This window comes from Myroides albus (genome assembly GCF_024722315.1).
GTDB lineage: Bacteria > Bacteroidota > Bacteroidia > Flavobacteriales > Flavobacteriaceae > Flavobacterium > Flavobacterium album_A.
In genome coordinates this window covers 1195069-1211094 of the sequence record NZ_CP102754.1, presented here as the reverse complement: position 1 = coordinate 1211094, position 16026 = coordinate 1195069, and the positions used below count along the sequence as shown (strand labels likewise).

Below are 16026 nucleotides of genomic sequence, written 5' to 3'. Positions count from 1 at the left end.
AAAGGGTTTGTTGTACCTTTTAGGTGCTTTTTTGTAAAGTATTGTTAAAAGTGAGTCGAAGAAGTATGTTGTTGTAACTTTTTGATGATTACTTACGTATAATGAATGTTACATTAAATAGAAATAAAGGATAGAAATAATATGAGACAACTTAAAATTACCAAGCAGGTAACCAACAGAGAGACGGCATCGTTGGATAAATACTTGCAAGAAATTGGTAAAGTAGACCTAATTACGGCTGATGAAGAGGTGGAATTGGCTCAGCGAATTAAAGCTGGTGATCAACGCGCACTTGAGAAATTGACTAAAGCAAATTTACGTTTCGTTGTATCTGTTGCTAAGCAATATCAGAATCAAGGTTTAACACTTCCCGATTTAATTAATGAAGGAAACCTTGGATTGATAAAAGCTGCTCAACGTTTTGATGAGACTCGTGGGTTTAAGTTTATTTCTTATGCTGTATGGTGGATTCGTCAATCAATTCTTTCTGCTTTAGCAGAACAATCGAGAATTGTAAGACTACCATTGAACAAGATTGGGTCAATCAATAAAATCAACAAGATGTACGCTTTACTTGAGCAATCAAATGAAAGACCACCATCTGCTGAGGAAATTGCTATTGAGCTTGATATGACTGTTAATGACGTGAAAGAGAGTATGAAGAACTCTGGACGTCATCTTTCAATGGATGCTCCATTAGTTGAAGGTGAAGATTCAAACTTATATGATGTATTGCGTTCTGGTGAATCACCAAACCCTGATAGAGAGTTAATTCACGAATCTCTAAGAACTGAAATTGAGAGAGCGCTTGAAACTTTAACTCCAAGAGAAGCTGATGTAGTACGTCTGTATTTTGGTTTAGGAGATCAACACCCTATGACTCTTGAGGAGATTGGAGAAACTTTTGATTTGACAAGAGAGCGTGTCAGACAAATTAAAGAAAAAGCAATTCGCAGATTAAAACATACTTCAAGAAGTAAGATTTTAAAAACGTATTTGGGATAAGACTTATACTTATATATTCAAAAAGCGCTACACTTTAAGTGTAGCGCTTTTTTTATTTTTGTTATCCAGCGATTGTAGTGTATATTTGTGTGGTATGAAGAATTTTTTATTAATCATAATAACAGTTGTCTTATTTCGACCTGTAGTTCCTCTTTTGGACTATGCAATCGACTATGAGTATATCTCGACAGTATTGTGTATTAATAAAGAAAAACCTGAATTAGAATGTAATGGTAAGTGTTATTTGATGCAGGAAATGGCCAAGGTTGCCGAGGATCAAAATAACGATATGGCAAAAAAACTCAGTAACTTATCTTTTTCATTTATCTATTATCTTTCTGATGTGGTAGAGATTGAGTTTCACAATTTTGCATCTACATTGAAAGATAAAATAGAAAGTTATACTGTTTTTAGTTTAAAGACTTTTGTTGACTTTTTTTTCAGACCCCCTCTCATTAATTAGTGAATTTAGGCTCATTTAGAGCTGATAAAATTATTAATTAATACTTCAAATCTTATGTTAAATCAAAGCATAAGATCTTGTTCCATCTCTTATTTTACACATGGTAATTCGTCACTATTTATGGGTGATACGGATAGTATTGTGTATGATTTTCCTTTATTGAGCCAGTGTTTTGTTGGGCAGTTCTATATGATTATCATTGTGACCAAGGGAAAGTACGCAGTTACTGTAAATGAGTATAATTTGACGGATCAAGATCAAACTGTTATTATTATCAAACCTGGTGATTACGCTCAGCTACATTTCGAAGATTGTTCAGGCTATGTTATTGCCTTTGAAGAGTCTTTTTTTAGTCAGCGTTATCACGAGAATAATCTGCGATTATTTAATTTTTTTCAACCTGAGGTGCTTCCTTATGCTAAATTGCCATATGACCAATTGAGTAAACTGCTTTTGATGGTTCAGTTAATGGTAGGTGAGTATCAATCAGTCAATCAAAATAGGGAAGTTGTTTTGCGTTCTTATTTAAATATTTTATTGTTTGACTTTCAAAATTTGACAGAGCACCCTGTTCCTATGAGTGAGTCTTTAGTTAAGCCACTGAATGATAAAGTAGGTGAGTTTGTAGCCCTTGTCGATCAATTTTATAAGGAGGCGAAAACTCCTTCTTTTTACGCTGATAAATTATGTGTTACACCGAACTATCTGAATAAGCTGTGTAAACAAGAAAGAGGATTAACAGCGGGGCAGATTGTTCGTCAACGTATCATAGTGGAAGCAAAGCGACTTTTGCGCTTTACGTCTTTTACAATAAAGGAGATTGGCAATGAATTACAGTTCAATAGTACTTCTTACTTTGTGACATTTTTTAAGAAGCAGGAAGGTAAGACTCCTGAAGAATACCGTCGACTTGTTGTTTAGTTTTTCGGTTGTTCTATTTTGTAAATAGTGAAAAGTAGATAAAACTCAATCTATGTTCTTGTTTAGCCTTTAATCATTGTTTTAAATTTGTCTTGTGAAAAAGATATATATCATAATAGTATTTATTGTTTTATTTCGCCCTGTTGCACCGTTGGTGGAATATTGGGTTAATTACGAGTATGTATCTAAAGTTCTATGTGAGAATGTATCTAAACCAGAATTAGAGTGTAATGGTAAATGTCACTTGTCAAATGAATTATCAAAGTCTTTTGACAAATCAGGCAAGTTGGTATTTGATAAATACAATACCTTATATGATTACTTGGTTAGTGGCACTTTCAGGTATTTGTCATTCGAATTAGCCTTAGTATGGAGGAGTGAGGCTTTGGATAGTTATGTCAATAATTACAACTATTTACAAGTATCCTCTCTTTTAGATCCACCCATTTTCTAATCTTTTATAATCGTGTGTTTTGGTTGTCCGATTTAATCGGAAGGCCCTTGTATTGCCCATAATTAATTAATATAAAATTAGAAATGAAAAAAGTATATATATTATTATTTGCTGTTATAGCTTTTGTTTTCACGTCATGTTCGAGTGATGACAACGCAGTTGTTGAAGTTCCTGAAGAAGTGCTTGAAGGAACAAATTCAGTTTCCTTTGTGTTTAATCATCAGATGTTTGGTGAGGATATAGTTTATGATCAGTATTACAAAGAGAACTCTATTGGAGAGTCATTGAATATCACTTTCCTGAAGTATATAGTTAGCAACTTTGTTTTAATAGATGAAAAAGGAGCAGAGTTCACTTACAAGAAGGATGACAGTTATTTCTTTGTAGATTCGAAAACGAAGGATTTCAAAATTACGCTTAACAATGTACCAGCGGGAAGGTATAGTAAAGTTAAGTTTGGTGTAGGTGTGGATCAAGAGAAGTACTTGAGAGGAATGGAAGACCAACAAGAGTTTTGGGATTTGTGTAAAGAACATGATTTAATCTGGGGATGGATTACAGGATATAAATTTATCAATTGCCAAGGTTTATTTAAAACTGGAGGTCAAGACGAGGAAGGATTTCAATTACACATTGGTAGCCATGGTTCCAAGTTAGATAATTATAAAGAAGTTCTATTAAAAAGTCCTCAACATTTTGTTGTAAGTGCAAAGCATAAATCCACTGTTCATGTAGATCTTGAAGTATCTAAGTTATTAGACAGTACACACAAAATCGCGTTGAAGGAATCGCCATATATTATGATTGATGCTGTACGTGCGCCAAAGATTATGCAGAATGCTCAGACGATGTTTAACATACGAAGTATTGTGATTGATAAAGAATAGAATTATAGTTTCAAAAAGGAAAGGCAGCACCTTTCCTTTTTGTCTAAACATTGTTTGTACCATGTTTAAAGAGTGTGTATTTATCAGTTTATGTTTATTGCTATTAAGTTGTTCTAAAGATCAATCTGAGCGTTATTCTGATGATATTGACGATGCCTATGAACTCATTATTCCCAGTAACTTTCCTTCTCTTAGTTACCAGTATGTCAATAACGGGTTAAAGAAATCTCGAATAGAACTGGGTAAAGTCTTGTTTCACGATGTGAGGTTATCAGCAGATAATACTATTTCATGTGCCAGTTGTCATATAAAAGAGTTTGCTTTCTCTGATTATGGAAAAGCCTTTAGTATTGGTATAGATAGTCTGGTAGGCAAGCGCAATGCTCCAGCTATTCAGAATATGGCTTTTATGACAGAGTATTTCTATGATGGGGCGTCAAATAACTTGGAAATGGTGCCTATTGTTCCTATTCACAATGAAGTTGAAATGCGTGAGAATCTTCCTTCAATTGTGGAGAAATTGAGAAGTGAGCCGATGTATAGGAGTTTGTTTGAAAAAGCTTTTAATGATAGAGAAATCACTTCTACCAGTATGTTGAAAGCATTGGCACAATATATGGCAGTGATGATTTCAAGTAATTCGAGATATGACCGATATGTTCGAGGAGAAAAGGGAGGTACATTGAGTCAGATTGAGAAAACAGGACTGCAGTTGTTTCAGCAGAAGTGTGCAGCTTGTCACAGTACAGATTTGTTTACTGATCAAAGTTTTAGAAACAACGGTTTACAGGTTAATGAGAAATTAAATGATTTGGGAAGATATGAGGTTACTGGTTTTGATGAAGACAAATTTGCCTTTAAGGTAAGTAGTTTGCGAAATGTTGAGTTGACAGCGCCATATATGCACGATGGGCGTTTTAATACATTAGAGGAGGTTTTAGCGTTTTATACTAATGGAATAGTGGATAGCGAAACTTTGGATCCTCTTTTAAAGAGAAAAGATGGTCGTATAGGTATTGAATTATCCAGTGATGAACAGCATGCCATTATTCGATTTTTAAAGACTTTGACAGATCATCAGTTTATCGCTAATCCTCAATTGTAAATAATAAAAAAAAGGAACTCATTGAGTTCCTTTTTCTATTTATATTAATTTGTATAAACAACGTATTTAATGTCGTTTTCTGTTTCTACTTTTGTCAAGGCATGTGAAGAAAGACTTTTCATTGCTTTATCCCATTTCTTTCCACTTAGTGCAGCTTGCTCTTTTAAAGCACCCAACTCCACTTTATTATCGTTATTCTCTAAAATTTGAATAATGATTTTTTCTTCATCAGTTAGCTCTACTGCAGGAGCTGTTTTTTCTGGTCTCATTTGTGGGAAGAATAATACCTCTTGAATAGAAGGATTATTGGTTAAGAACATAATTAAACGGTCCATACCAATTCCCATTCCAGAAGTTGGAGGCATACCAAATTCAAGAGCACGTAAGAAGTCCTGATCAATGAACATAGCCTCGTCATCTCCGCGATCAGCTAAAGCCATTTGTGCTTCAAAACGCTCTCTTTGATCGATTGGGTCATTTAACTCTGAATAAGCATTTGCAATTTCTTTACCACAAACCATTAATTCAAAGCGCTCTGTAAGTTCTGGATTATCTCTATGTGCTTTTGTCAATGGAGACATTTCTTTTGGATAGTCTGTAATGAATGTCGGTTGAATATAATTACCTTCACATTTCTCACCGAAAATCTCATCGATAAGTTTTCCTTTACCCATTGTTTCATCTACAGGGATTCCCATGCCTAAAGCAGCTTGGCGAATTTCATCCTCTGTCTTTCCTGTGATGTCAAAACCTGTAAATTCTTTAATAGAATCTGCCATAGTGATGCGTTTGTAAGGAGCTTTGAAGTTAATTTCGTGTTCTCCAAACTTAGCTACTGGTGTCCCATTAACTGCTGTTGCACAATGTTCTAATAAACGCTCTGTAAAGTCCATCATCCAATTGTAGTCTTTGTAAGCTACATAGATTTCCATAACTGTAAATTCAGGGTTATGTGTTCTATCCATTCCTTCATTACGGAAGTTTTTAGCGAACTCATATACCCCGTCAAATCCACCAACGATTAATCGCTTTAAGTATAGTTCATTGGCAATTCTCAAGTATAGTGGAATGTCTAAAGCATTGTGATGAGTCATAAATGGACGAGCAGCCGCACCTCCAGGGATAGACTGAAGAACAGGAGTTTCAACTTCCATATAACCAGCTTCATTAAAGAAATTACGCATCGCGTTAAACAGTTTTGTACGCTTGATGAACGTCTCTTTAATTTGAGGGTTTACTACTAAATCTACATAACGCATTCTATAGCGCAACTCAGGATCTGTAAAGGCATCAAATGTGTGGCCTTCTGCATCGGTTTTTGGTAGAGGTAATGGTCGTAGTGATTTGCTTAGTAAATGCAAACCTTTTACGCGTACTGTTTTTTCGCCTACTTGCGTAGTGAATAACTCTCCTTCTATACCAACGATATCACCTAAATCAATTAATTTTTTATAGATTTCGTTATATAGTGTTTTATCTTCTCCAGGACATAATTCGTCTCTGTTGATGTATAACTGTATTTTACCTTCGCTATCTTGTATAGTAGCGAATGAAGCTTTTCCTTGAATTCTTGAAGACATTAATCTTCCTGCCACAATTACCTTCTTACCTTCTTGAAAATCGTTCTTCACCTGTTTCGATGTATGATCAACAGGGAATAGGTTTGCAGGATAAGGATTCACGCCAAGCTCATGTAGTTTGCTCAGCTTTTCTCTTCTGATGATTTCTTGTTCTGAAAGTTGCATAATAATTGTGAATTAATTTAAAAGGCAAATATAGCTATTCTTTGAAAATGCGGCAATTACTATTCTCTCAAATGAAGCAATATTGTCATTATTGTTTGGTATTTTTCGAATTCATATCTTAGTAAGAGATAAAAGATTATTTTCTTTGTTTAAAAATGACGAAATTTGTAAGATAAAAATATTGAGTATGAGTATTTGGAGAGTTATTTTAGCTATTATATTCCCACCTTTAGCAGTTTTAGATAAAGGTTGTGGGTCTATTGTAATTGTTTTTTTATTGACTTTAGCAGCTTGGATTCCCGGAATTATTGGTGCTCTTGTAATATTGAATAACCCAAAATATAATCGATAATTAGAACGTAATGAATAAACAAATAAAATTAATTGATCTTGGAGAAAAAGATTATAAAGAAACATGGGATTATCAAGAACAATTATTTCAGTCTATTTTAGATGTAAAAGTTGCGAATAGACGTGAGAACAAAAATGATGCAACAGAGAATTATTTTGTTTTCGTAGAGCATCCCCACGTTTATACACTTGGTAAAAGTGGAGATGTGCACAATATGCTTTTGAACGATCAACAGTTGAAAGAAAAAGGTGCGACTTTTTATAAAATCAATAGAGGTGGTGATATTACTTACCATGGACCTGGACAGATTGTAGGATATCCAATATTAGACTTAGAGAATTTTTTTACAGACATACATAAATATTTGCGTTTACTGGAAGAAACAATGATATTAGTCTTGAAAGATTACGGTATTGAATCAGGTAGAAGTGAAGGTGAAACAGGAGTATGGTTAGATGCAGGTACGCCATTTGCCCGCAAGATTTGCGCAATGGGAGTAAGAGCTTCTAGATGGGTAACTATGCACGGTTTTGCACTGAATGTCAATTCGGATTTGGGTTATTTTGACAATATTATCCCATGTGGAATACGCGGAAAAGGTGTAACATCACTCAATGTAGAGTTGGGGGTAGAGCGTGTCGATGAGGATGAGGTTCGCAGTAAGATTCTCAAGTATTTCACAGAATTATTTGAAGTTCAATTTATAAAATAATCGACAATAATAGAAGTCTTTTTGCAGTATGCACTAAGGCTTTTTTTGTTTAGAGTTAATAGTTTTATCTTTGTTGAAACAACACAAGAATATGAAAAATACAGTTATTGCTCCATCTGTACTTGCTGCAGACTTTGGAAATTTACAACGCGATGTTGAAATGATTAATGAAAGCCAAGCAGATTGGTTTCACATCGATATTATGGACGGAGTTTTTGTTCCTAATATTTCTTTTGGTATGCCTGTCTTAGAGGCTATTGGTAAACATGCCAAGAAGGTATTAGATGTTCACTTAATGATTGTCGATCCTGATCGATATATCAAGACATTTAAAGACTTAGGAGCTGATATTTTGACAGTGCACTACGAGGCATGTACACATCTTCACCGTACAGTTCAAGCAATCAAAGCGGAGGGAATGAAAGCGGGTGTAGCACTTAATCCACATACTCCTGTAAGTGTGTTAGAGGATATTATTCAAGATTTGGACTTGGTATTAATCATGAGTGTTAATCCTGGATTTGGAGGTCAGAGCTTTATAGAGAATACCTATGCTAAAGTGCGTAAATTACAAGCGTTGATTCAGGATAAAGGGGCTAATACTATTATTGAAATTGACGGAGGAGTTACGAGTAAGAATGCTAAAGCCTTAGTAGAGGCTGGAGCAGCTGCGTTAGTAGCAGGTAGTTTTGTTTTTAAATCACAAGATCCGAAATCAACTATCGCTGAATTGAAAGAAATAACAACCTTCTAAAGGTATTGAAGAATAGTCGCATGTTGACTGCTCAATGGCGACTGTTAATGATAAAAAAAGCGGTTTAGAATTAATTCTAAACCGCTTTTTAGTTTTATATACAATGAATGTATTACATCATACCTGGCATTCCGCCTCCCATAGGCATTCCTGCACCGCTCTCGTCTTTTATATCAACTAAAGCACACTCAGTGATTAAGATCATTCCTGAAACAGAAGCAGCATTTTCCAATGCAACTCTTGTTACTTTTTTAGGATCGATTACACCAGCTTGTAACATATCTACATATTCATTTGTCTTAGCGTTGTATCCGAAGTTTTCTTTAGCCTCTAATACTTTAGCAACAACAACAGAACCTTCTAATCCAGCATTTTCAACAATTGTTCTCAATGGAGACTCGATTGCTTTAGCTACGATAGCGATTCCAGTTTCTTCATCAGCATTTTCTACTTTAATGTTTGCTAATGCATCTTTCGCTCTTAATAAAGCAACACCTCCACCAGCAACGATTCCTTCTTCCACTGCAGCTCTTGTTGCGTGTAAAGCATCATCTACGCGATCTTTCTTCTCTTTCATTTCAACTTCAGAAGCAGCTCCAACAAAAAGAACAGCAACACCACCAGCTAACTTAGCTAAGCGCTCTTGTAATTTTTCTTTGTCATAATCAGAAGTAGTAACTTCCATTTGAGCTTTTATCTGGTTTACTCTGTTTTTAATCATTTCAGTATCACCACTTCCACTAACAATAGTAGTGTTATCTTTATCAATGCTTACGCGTTTACAAGTACCAAGCATTTCTAAAGTAGTATTCTCTAATGTGTATCCTTGCTCTTCTGAAATTACAACACCACCTGTTAAGATTGCAATATCTTCTAACATTGCTTTTCTTCTATCTCCAAACCCTGGAGCTTTTACAGCTGCAATTTTCAAGGCACCTCTTAATTTGTTCACTACTAATGTTGATAGAGCTTCTCCGTCAACGTCTTCAGCAATGATTAAAAGTGGTTTTCCTGATTGAGCTATTGGTTCTAATATTGGTAAAAGCTCTTTTAAAGAAGAAACTTTTTTGTCGTATAATAGAATGTAAGGAGAGTCAAGCTCTACTTCCATTTTTTCTGAATTAGTTACAAAGTATGGAGAAAGATAACCTCTGTCAAATTGCATTCCTTCCACTACATCTACATAAGTCTCAGTACCTTTTGCTTCTTCAACTGTGATAACACCTTCTTTTCCAACTTTTTCAAAAGCTTGAGCTATTAATTCACCAATGAAATCGTCGTTATTTGCTGAGATAGAAGCTACTTGTTTGATTTTGTCCATTGACCCACCAACTTCTTGTGCTTGTTTTCTTAGCTCTTCTACGATAATTTCAACCGCTTTGTCAATACCGCGTTTCAAGTCCATTGGATTTGCACCAGCTGCAACGTTTTTAAGTCCTTCTTTAACGATTGCTTGTGCTAATACTGTTGCAGTAGTAGTTCCGTCACCAGCTAAATCATTCGTTTTAGAAGCAACTTCTTTTACCATTTGCGCTCCCATATTTTCAAGTGTGTTCTCAAGCTCTACTTCTTTAGCTACAGAAACACCATCTTTAGTTACTACTGGAGCTCCAAATGATTTACCGATAATTACGTTTCTACCTTTTGGACCTAATGTTACTTTTACAGCATTTGCTAATGCATCCACTCCACGTTTTAAACCTTCGCGCGCTTCGATGTCGAATTTAATATCTTTTGCCATTTTTGATCTGATTTAGTTGTTAATGATTCAATTTGTTTTAAACAATTGCAAGTATGTCGTCTTCACGCATAATTAGGTAATCTTTACCTTCAAATTTTAGCTCTGTTCCAGCATATTTACCATACAGTACAATGTCACCTACTTTTACAGTCATTTCGTGATCTTTAGTGCCGTTTCCTGCCGCTACTACTGTACCTCTTTGTGGTTTTTCTTTTGCATTGTCTGGAATGAAAATACCTGAAGCAGTTTTAGTTTCTGCTGGTAGTGGTTCAATAAGAACTCTGTCTGCAAGTGGTTTAATATTTAATGCCATAATTTAATATAGTTTATGAAATTGAATTTTATTTATAATGCTTATAGATTAGACATAAAGTGTGCCAAATCATATTTTGTCAGTAAAGGACAAAAAAAAATGCCAGCTTGACAGCCGGCATTTGAATTATAATGAGGTAATACTAATTATTCTTGTGTATTGTCACTTGCAGGAGCTTGTTCTGCAGGTGTATTGTTTTCCGTAGGAATAGTAACATTTGTACTTGTTGGAATAGTAGCGTTTTGATCTAATAATTTAGAATCTCCAGAAACTCCTCCTCCTGTACTTAAACTTGACATTAAAATTAAAACAATTAATGTAGCTCCTAAGAACCATGTACTTCTATCAAGGAAATCGTTTGTATTTTTTACACCTCCTGCCACAGTCGAACCTCCAAATGATGAGTCTAATCCTCCTCCTTTTGGATTTTGTACCATAATTACTACAATAAGTAGGAAACATACGATTGCTATCAGTACTAGGAATATTGTAAATGATGTGTTCATGTTATAAACTATTATGTTGTTGTAACGCTTTTATATCTAATATTTGGTCTGCAAAGAAACTACTTTTTTCTGGATATTTCAAAATTAAAATCTCATAAGCTTGTATTGCTTTTTGATATTTTTTTTGTTCAAGATAAATTTTTGCTAAAGTTTCTGTCATTAAACTCGTGTTCTCTTGTACGCTGGTCTCAATGTTTGCGGGGCTTATCGTCGCTTTTTTGGTTGGAACAATTTTAGGATTTGTTTCAATAAATCGATCTATAAGCGTTAATTTTTTTCTTCGTTCTTCTTCTAATTTTTTTTCATTTTCCGTTAAAATAGATTCTTTTTCTCTGTCAATAGGAGGAAATGAAGATATTTTTAACCACTCTTCGTACGAATATTTTTCGTTTTCGGTAATTGTTAAAGGTTTCCCTATTTCTAATTTATCCTCGAGTTGTTCTACTTTGGTTTGTCCTGCTTTCTCTACTTCTATTGGAAGATCCGTAGTCTGCGTTTCAGAAGGTGAAAGATCTTCGTTATCATCACCTGTTTTTTGTTCGGTTTCTGTAGATAAAATAGCGTCTTTTTCTACAGCAACTGAAGTGTTCTGTGACTCTATATTCTCTTCTTCTGGTATAGGTAGAGTGATGTCACTTTCTTTTTCAATCGCATCATTCTCAATTGAGATGGGATAATTAATGAAACTATCGGAAGTTATGAATTCAAATAAGATATCTCGATCAAGCGTATGAGCAGCCGTCTTTTTCAGATTTGTATTATATCTTTCACTTTTGTTTTGGTATAAACACTTTAGGTGCAAAGTTCGAATAGATTGAAAATAGGGATATTCCTCTAATACTTCTTCAAATGATTGTAAATCATCTGCTTCAATAAGAGTTGAATTTATTAAGGCAATATTTATTTTTTCTTTATTCAAATTCCTTGTGTTTACCATTTAGCTAAAGACTCATTGAATACATCTTGTGTGATTCTCTCGTATATTACGTCTAATGCTTCTGTCAAACTTGCACCAGCCAGTTGCACATTAGCATCATAGTCGTAGTAGAAAGAAAATCTCTTTTCAAAATCATCTTCAGGTGTGTTTTTATTGATAAATCGAACATTTATAGCAATGTACAATCTGTTTTGTGCTGCGCGTTGGTCAGCAGTAGCCGTTGTCGGACTAATGCGGTAATCAACGATCTCTCCTTCGTAGATTAAATCTCCTCCTTCATTGGTAAGGCTTAAACTCGTTTGATTTTGTATTAAATCTTGCAAAGCCATAGTAAATGTACGTTCAATACCAGGCTCTACTAAGTCTGCATTGTTTTGAAAGAAATTTACTTGAAAGGAGTCAGCATCTATCTTACCTGTTCCTGTAAAGTTATAATATTTACAACTACTAAAAAATAGTACTGGAAGTAAAATAAGGATTAAATTCTTTATTTTCATAGATTATAGATTGTATTGTTTAATTTTTCTGTAGAGTGTTCTTTCTGAAATACCAAGTTCATCAGCGGCAGCTTTACGTTTACCTTTGTTCTTTTCCAAGGCTTTTCGAATTAGTTCAACTTCTTGTTCCTCTAAGTTTAGCGGTTCCTCTTCGATTGTTTCTGCGAGTAAATAATCATTGTCGTCATCTTCGTCATCTGCTATTGTAGCATGGTGAAAATTAGGTGTGTGATTACTGTGATCGCTTGCAGGAAGAAGACTAAGTTCTGTAATGTTTTTCTGGAACGATGCTTCTGCGGGTTCACTTGGTTTACTGCCATAGATGCGTTGAATTAACCCCTGATTTGTTTCTTGCACTTGACTGCTGTCGTGCTTCAACAATTCTAAGGTAAGCTTTTTAAGGTCAGTCAAATCGCTTTTCATGTCAAATAATACTTTGTACAGAATCTCTCTTTCATTGCTGAAATCTGATTCTGCCTTTTTGCCATTAACAATTGAAGGGACTTGTCTATCGTGATTAGGCAAATAAGATTGCAGTACAGCTAATGATATATTTCTATTTGTCTCTAACACGGAAATCTGCTCTGCTACGTTGCGCAGCTGTCGGATGTTACCATCCCAGCGGTAACGTACTAAATAATTTGCTGCATCCGCTTCTAATTTGATAGGCGGCATTTTGTACTTGTGAGCAAAATCTGAAGCAAATTTTCTAAAAAGCAAATGAATATCCTCTCCTCTTTCGCGAAGGGGAGGTAAAGTTATTTCAACGGTACTTAGACGATAATATAAGTCTTCTCTAAATTTTCCTTTTTCAATCGCTTCGATCATATTCACGTTTGTAGCAGCAATGATTCGAATATCTGTTTTTTGTACTTTAGATGAACCTACCTTAATGAATTCTCCGTTTTCTAAAACACGTAATAGACGTACTTGTGTAGTCAAGGGAAGTTCTCCAACCTCGTCTAAGAAAATAGTACCTCCATCAGCTTCTTCAAAGTATCCTTCACGGGTACCTACTGCACCCGTAAAAGCCCCTTTTTCGTGTCCAAATAGTTCACTGTCTATTGTTCCTTCTGGAATAGCTCCGCAGTTGACTGCAATGTATTTTCCGTGTTTTCGGTGAGATAGCGAGTGTATGATTTTAGGCATACTCTCTTTACCTACACCACTTTCTCCTGTAATAAGTACGGAAATATCAGTAGGAGCCACCTGAATTGCTTTTTGAATTGCTCTATTCAGTTTAGGATCATTACCAATAATCTCAAAGCGTTGTTTAATTGCTTGAACATTTTCCATAGGTTTTTTACTTCTTTATCTTTTTGTTGATATAACTATGCTTGCATTGGAGAGTACCCTACAGCTTTTCCAATTAAAGTTGCAGAAGTACAATCTGTAATCTCTACTAATACGAAGTCTCCCACTTTGTAATTCTCTTTAGGGAATACAGTTGTTGTATTTTGTGAATTACGCCCAGACCATTCATCTTCTGAACGCTTAGATGTTTTCTCAATTAATACTTCTACTGTAGTTCCAACAAAGCGCTGAGTGCGTTCTAAGCTGATTTTGTTTTGTAGCGTAATTATATCTGTCAATCGTTGTTTTTTAACTTCTTCTGGTACATCATCTTCTAATTTTCGAGCAGCTAATGTTCCAGGTCTTTCAGAATAGGCAAACATAAATCCAAAGTCATATCGTACATATTCCATAAGTGATAAAGTGTCCTTGTGGTCTTCATCTGTTTCTGTAGGGAAACCTGTAATCATATCTTGAGAAAGTGAAATGTCGGGAATTAACTCATAGATTTTATCTACAAGTGCCATGTATTCCTCTCTTGTATGTTGACGGTTCATCGCTTCTAAAATACGCGTACTTCCCGATTGAACAGGTAAGTGTATGTATTTACAAATATTTTCGTGCTTAGCGATAGTCTCTATCACTTCAATGTGCATGTCCTGTGGGTTTGAAGTAGAAAAACGGAAGCGCATTTTTGGAAATGTGGTAGCACATGTGTCTAAAAGTTGTGCAAAGTCTACTGCTGTTGCTTTTTGCATTTCAGTAGCTTTTTCATAGTCTTTCTTAAGTCCTCCTCCATACCAAAGGTAACTGTCTACGTTTTGTCCTAATAGGGTTACCTCTTTAAAACCTCTTTCGTATAAGTCTTGTATTTCTTCTATAATACTTTGTGGGTCACGGCTTCGCTCTCTTCCTCTTGTAAATGGTACTACACAGAAAGTACACATATTGTCGCATCCTCTTGTGATTGAAACAAAAGCAGTTACTCCATTACTTTGTAAACGTACAGGTGCAATATCTCCGTAAGTTTCATCTTTCGATAAAATCACATTAATAGCATCTCTACCTTCGTCTACGTCTTTTAATAAATTAGGTAAATCTTTGTAAGCATCTGGTCCTACAACCATGTCTACAATTTTCTCTTCTTCTAAGAATTTACTTTTTAAACGCTCCGCCATACATCCTAATACTCCTACTTTCATACCAGGATTCTTTCTTTTGATTTGATTGTATTGGTCTAAGCGCTTGCGTACTGTTTGTTCTGCTTTATCGCGGATAGAGCAGGTGTTTACTAATACTAAGTCAGCTTCTTCTAAATTGTTTGTGGTGTTATATCCTTCATTTGATAGGATCGAAGCAACAATTTCACTGTCAGAGAAGTTCATTTGACAACCGTAACTTTCAATAAAAAGTTTTTTACTGTTGTCTTGTTTTTGCTCTAATTGTAAGCTTGTTCCTTGTTTATTTTCGTCAATTACCTTTTCCATAAGATTGTTCAAAGGGTGTTCTACATTTTGGGCAAAGATACTTTTTTTTGTGCAACTGACAAGTTGACAGCAGTAGTTTGTTTCTGTCTTTTTTAGGATGCCTTTAGATGCGGAGGGTTAGTAGTAATTGAGAAAGTGATACTGCAATGCTTGATTGGAGAGATGACCATAAAGCGTTTTAGGCTGTTTTGGTAAAGTGGTCGTTCCGGTGATTATATATTCAAGGTGTCTTCAATACCGATTCAATATTTATTCAAGAAACAGCTACTTAGGTTGAGTAATCTTGGAAGATAGTTGAAGAAGTGTTGAGTGAATTTGCGTGAGTATGTATTAACGGTAGTTTTAGAAGGTAATTGGCGAAATTTCTATCTACCTTTTGGTTGAGTGTAGTTTGTTGTTTTTGGTAAGTTGGGCAGCGATCTTTTCTTGTTTTTATTTTCAAATATGAAACAAGCGATGTACTTATAAACGAGTGTCAATTGTATAAGATAACTTGAATTTGATCTAAACTATCTGTTTGTTACTTCCTTTTATCTGTTGATAATCTACCTATGGTTTTGTACGGAGATGAGAGGGCATTGCTTGAGGGTTTCTTACACCTTTCTTCGAGAAAACCCCTCTCTGGGCTAGAAAACCCCAAGAAAAGTGCAAGGATTCCCCAAGAAAGTGCAAGAAAACCCCTCTATTAAATCAAGCGAATCTGTTTTTTAAGGTTCGTAAACGTGCTCGTCAATTTTGGTGATTTCGTCATTAGATTGGATAGAGTAACTCTTTTAGAGTAAATAGATACCCGTAAATAAATAGCTTAAAAGTTATACTGTTTTTCTTTTATTAAATCAAATTCACATTAGTAT

17 protein-coding genes are annotated in these 16026 nt (G+C 35.0%); 9 read left to right on the top strand and 8 right to left on the bottom strand.

The window, feature by feature from the left end; genetic code table 11:
- The first annotated feature begins 141 nt into the window (after window positions 1–141).
- The 6 genes from NWE55_RS05675 to NWE55_RS05650 all read left to right on the top strand — a co-directional run bounded on the left by NWE55_RS05675 (window position 142) and on the right by NWE55_RS05650 (window position 4835).
- On the top strand, window positions 142–1005 hold the full coding sequence (locus tag NWE55_RS05675; protein WP_155092115.1) for a sigma-70 family RNA polymerase sigma factor: 864 nt from the start codon (window positions 142–144) through the stop codon (window positions 1003–1005).
- Window positions 1006–1099: 94 nt separating this feature from the next.
- Complete coding sequence (locus NWE55_RS05670) at window positions 1100–1468, top strand: hypothetical protein (RefSeq protein WP_155092116.1); 369 nt, start codon at window positions 1100–1102, stop codon at window positions 1466–1468.
- 54 nt (window positions 1469–1522) lie between these two features.
- Complete coding sequence (locus tag NWE55_RS05665; protein WP_258204656.1) at window positions 1523–2389, top strand: AraC family transcriptional regulator; 867 nt, start codon at window positions 1523–1525, stop codon at window positions 2387–2389.
- Window positions 2390–2483: 94 nt separating this feature from the next.
- Window positions 2484–2843, top strand: coding sequence for a hypothetical protein (locus tag NWE55_RS05660; RefSeq protein ID WP_155092118.1), 360 nt, complete (start codon window positions 2484–2486; stop codon window positions 2841–2843).
- 83 nt (window positions 2844–2926) lie between these two features.
- The gene (locus NWE55_RS05655; protein ID WP_155092119.1) at window positions 2927–3730 is read left to right on the top strand and encodes an MbnP family protein; all 804 of its coding nucleotides are present in this window, start codon (window positions 2927–2929) and stop codon (window positions 3728–3730) included.
- 61 nt (window positions 3731–3791) lie between these two features.
- The gene (locus NWE55_RS05650) at window positions 3792–4835 is read left to right on the top strand and encodes a cytochrome-c peroxidase (protein WP_155092120.1); all 1044 of its coding nucleotides are present in this window, start codon (window positions 3792–3794) and stop codon (window positions 4833–4835) included.
- 44 nt (window positions 4836–4879) lie between these two features.
- Here the strand turns inward: NWE55_RS05650 and lysS are convergent, their stop codons facing one another.
- On the bottom strand, window positions 4880–6580 hold the full coding sequence (gene lysS, locus NWE55_RS05645; RefSeq protein ID WP_155092121.1) for a lysine--tRNA ligase: 1701 nt from the start codon (window positions 6578–6580) through the stop codon (window positions 4880–4882).
- Window positions 6581–6767: 187 nt separating this feature from the next.
- Between lysS and NWE55_RS05640 the strand changes: the two genes are divergently transcribed.
- The 3 genes from NWE55_RS05640 to rpe all read left to right on the top strand — a co-directional run bounded on the left by NWE55_RS05640 (window position 6768) and on the right by rpe (window position 8398).
- Entirely contained in the window at window positions 6768–6932 is a 165-nt protein-coding gene (locus NWE55_RS05640) for a YqaE/Pmp3 family membrane protein (protein ID WP_155092122.1), read from the top strand.
- Window positions 6933–6942: 10 nt separating this feature from the next.
- Window positions 6943–7644: a lipoyl(octanoyl) transferase LipB gene (lipB, locus tag NWE55_RS05635; RefSeq protein WP_155092123.1), complete on the top strand. Its 702-nt coding sequence runs from the start codon at window positions 6943–6945 to the stop codon at window positions 7642–7644.
- A gap of 91 nt (window positions 7645–7735) precedes the next feature.
- Entirely contained in the window at window positions 7736–8398 is a 663-nt protein-coding gene (gene rpe / locus NWE55_RS05630) for a ribulose-phosphate 3-epimerase (RefSeq protein ID WP_155092124.1), read from the top strand.
- Window positions 8399–8510: 112 nt separating this feature from the next.
- On the opposite strand, the gene groL is transcribed toward rpe, so the two are convergent.
- From groL to miaB, 7 genes are all read right to left on the bottom strand, one after another.
- A complete protein-coding gene (gene groL / locus NWE55_RS05625) occupies window positions 8511–10139 on the bottom strand; it encodes a chaperonin GroEL (protein WP_155092125.1) in 1629 nt (542 codons plus the stop codon).
- Between the two features lie 37 nt (window positions 10140–10176).
- Window positions 10177–10452 carry a co-chaperone GroES gene (locus tag NWE55_RS05620; protein ID WP_155092126.1) on the bottom strand — a complete coding sequence of 92 codons (276 nt, stop codon included), beginning with the start codon at window positions 10450–10452 and terminating at the stop codon, window positions 10177–10179.
- Window positions 10453–10598: 146 nt separating this feature from the next.
- A complete protein-coding gene (gene secG / locus NWE55_RS05615) occupies window positions 10599–10958 on the bottom strand; it encodes a preprotein translocase subunit SecG (protein ID WP_155092127.1) in 360 nt (119 codons plus the stop codon).
- A 1-nt stretch (window position 10959) separates the two neighbouring features.
- The gene (locus tag NWE55_RS05610) at window positions 10960–11877 is read right to left on the bottom strand and encodes a tetratricopeptide repeat protein (RefSeq protein WP_155092128.1); all 918 of its coding nucleotides are present in this window, start codon (window positions 11875–11877) and stop codon (window positions 10960–10962) included.
- Between the two features lie 11 nt (window positions 11878–11888).
- On the bottom strand, window positions 11889–12392 hold the full coding sequence (locus tag NWE55_RS05605; RefSeq protein WP_155092129.1) for an LptE family protein: 504 nt from the start codon (window positions 12390–12392) through the stop codon (window positions 11889–11891).
- 3 nt (window positions 12393–12395) lie between these two features.
- Complete coding sequence (locus tag NWE55_RS05600; RefSeq protein ID WP_155092130.1) at window positions 12396–13688, bottom strand: sigma-54 interaction domain-containing protein; 1293 nt, start codon at window positions 13686–13688, stop codon at window positions 12396–12398.
- 35 nt (window positions 13689–13723) lie between these two features.
- Window positions 13724–15172, bottom strand: a complete 1449-nt coding sequence (miaB, locus tag NWE55_RS05595; RefSeq protein ID WP_155092131.1) for a tRNA (N6-isopentenyl adenosine(37)-C2)-methylthiotransferase MiaB — start codon at window positions 15170–15172, stop codon at window positions 13724–13726.
- Window positions 15173–16026 lie beyond the last annotated feature (854 nt).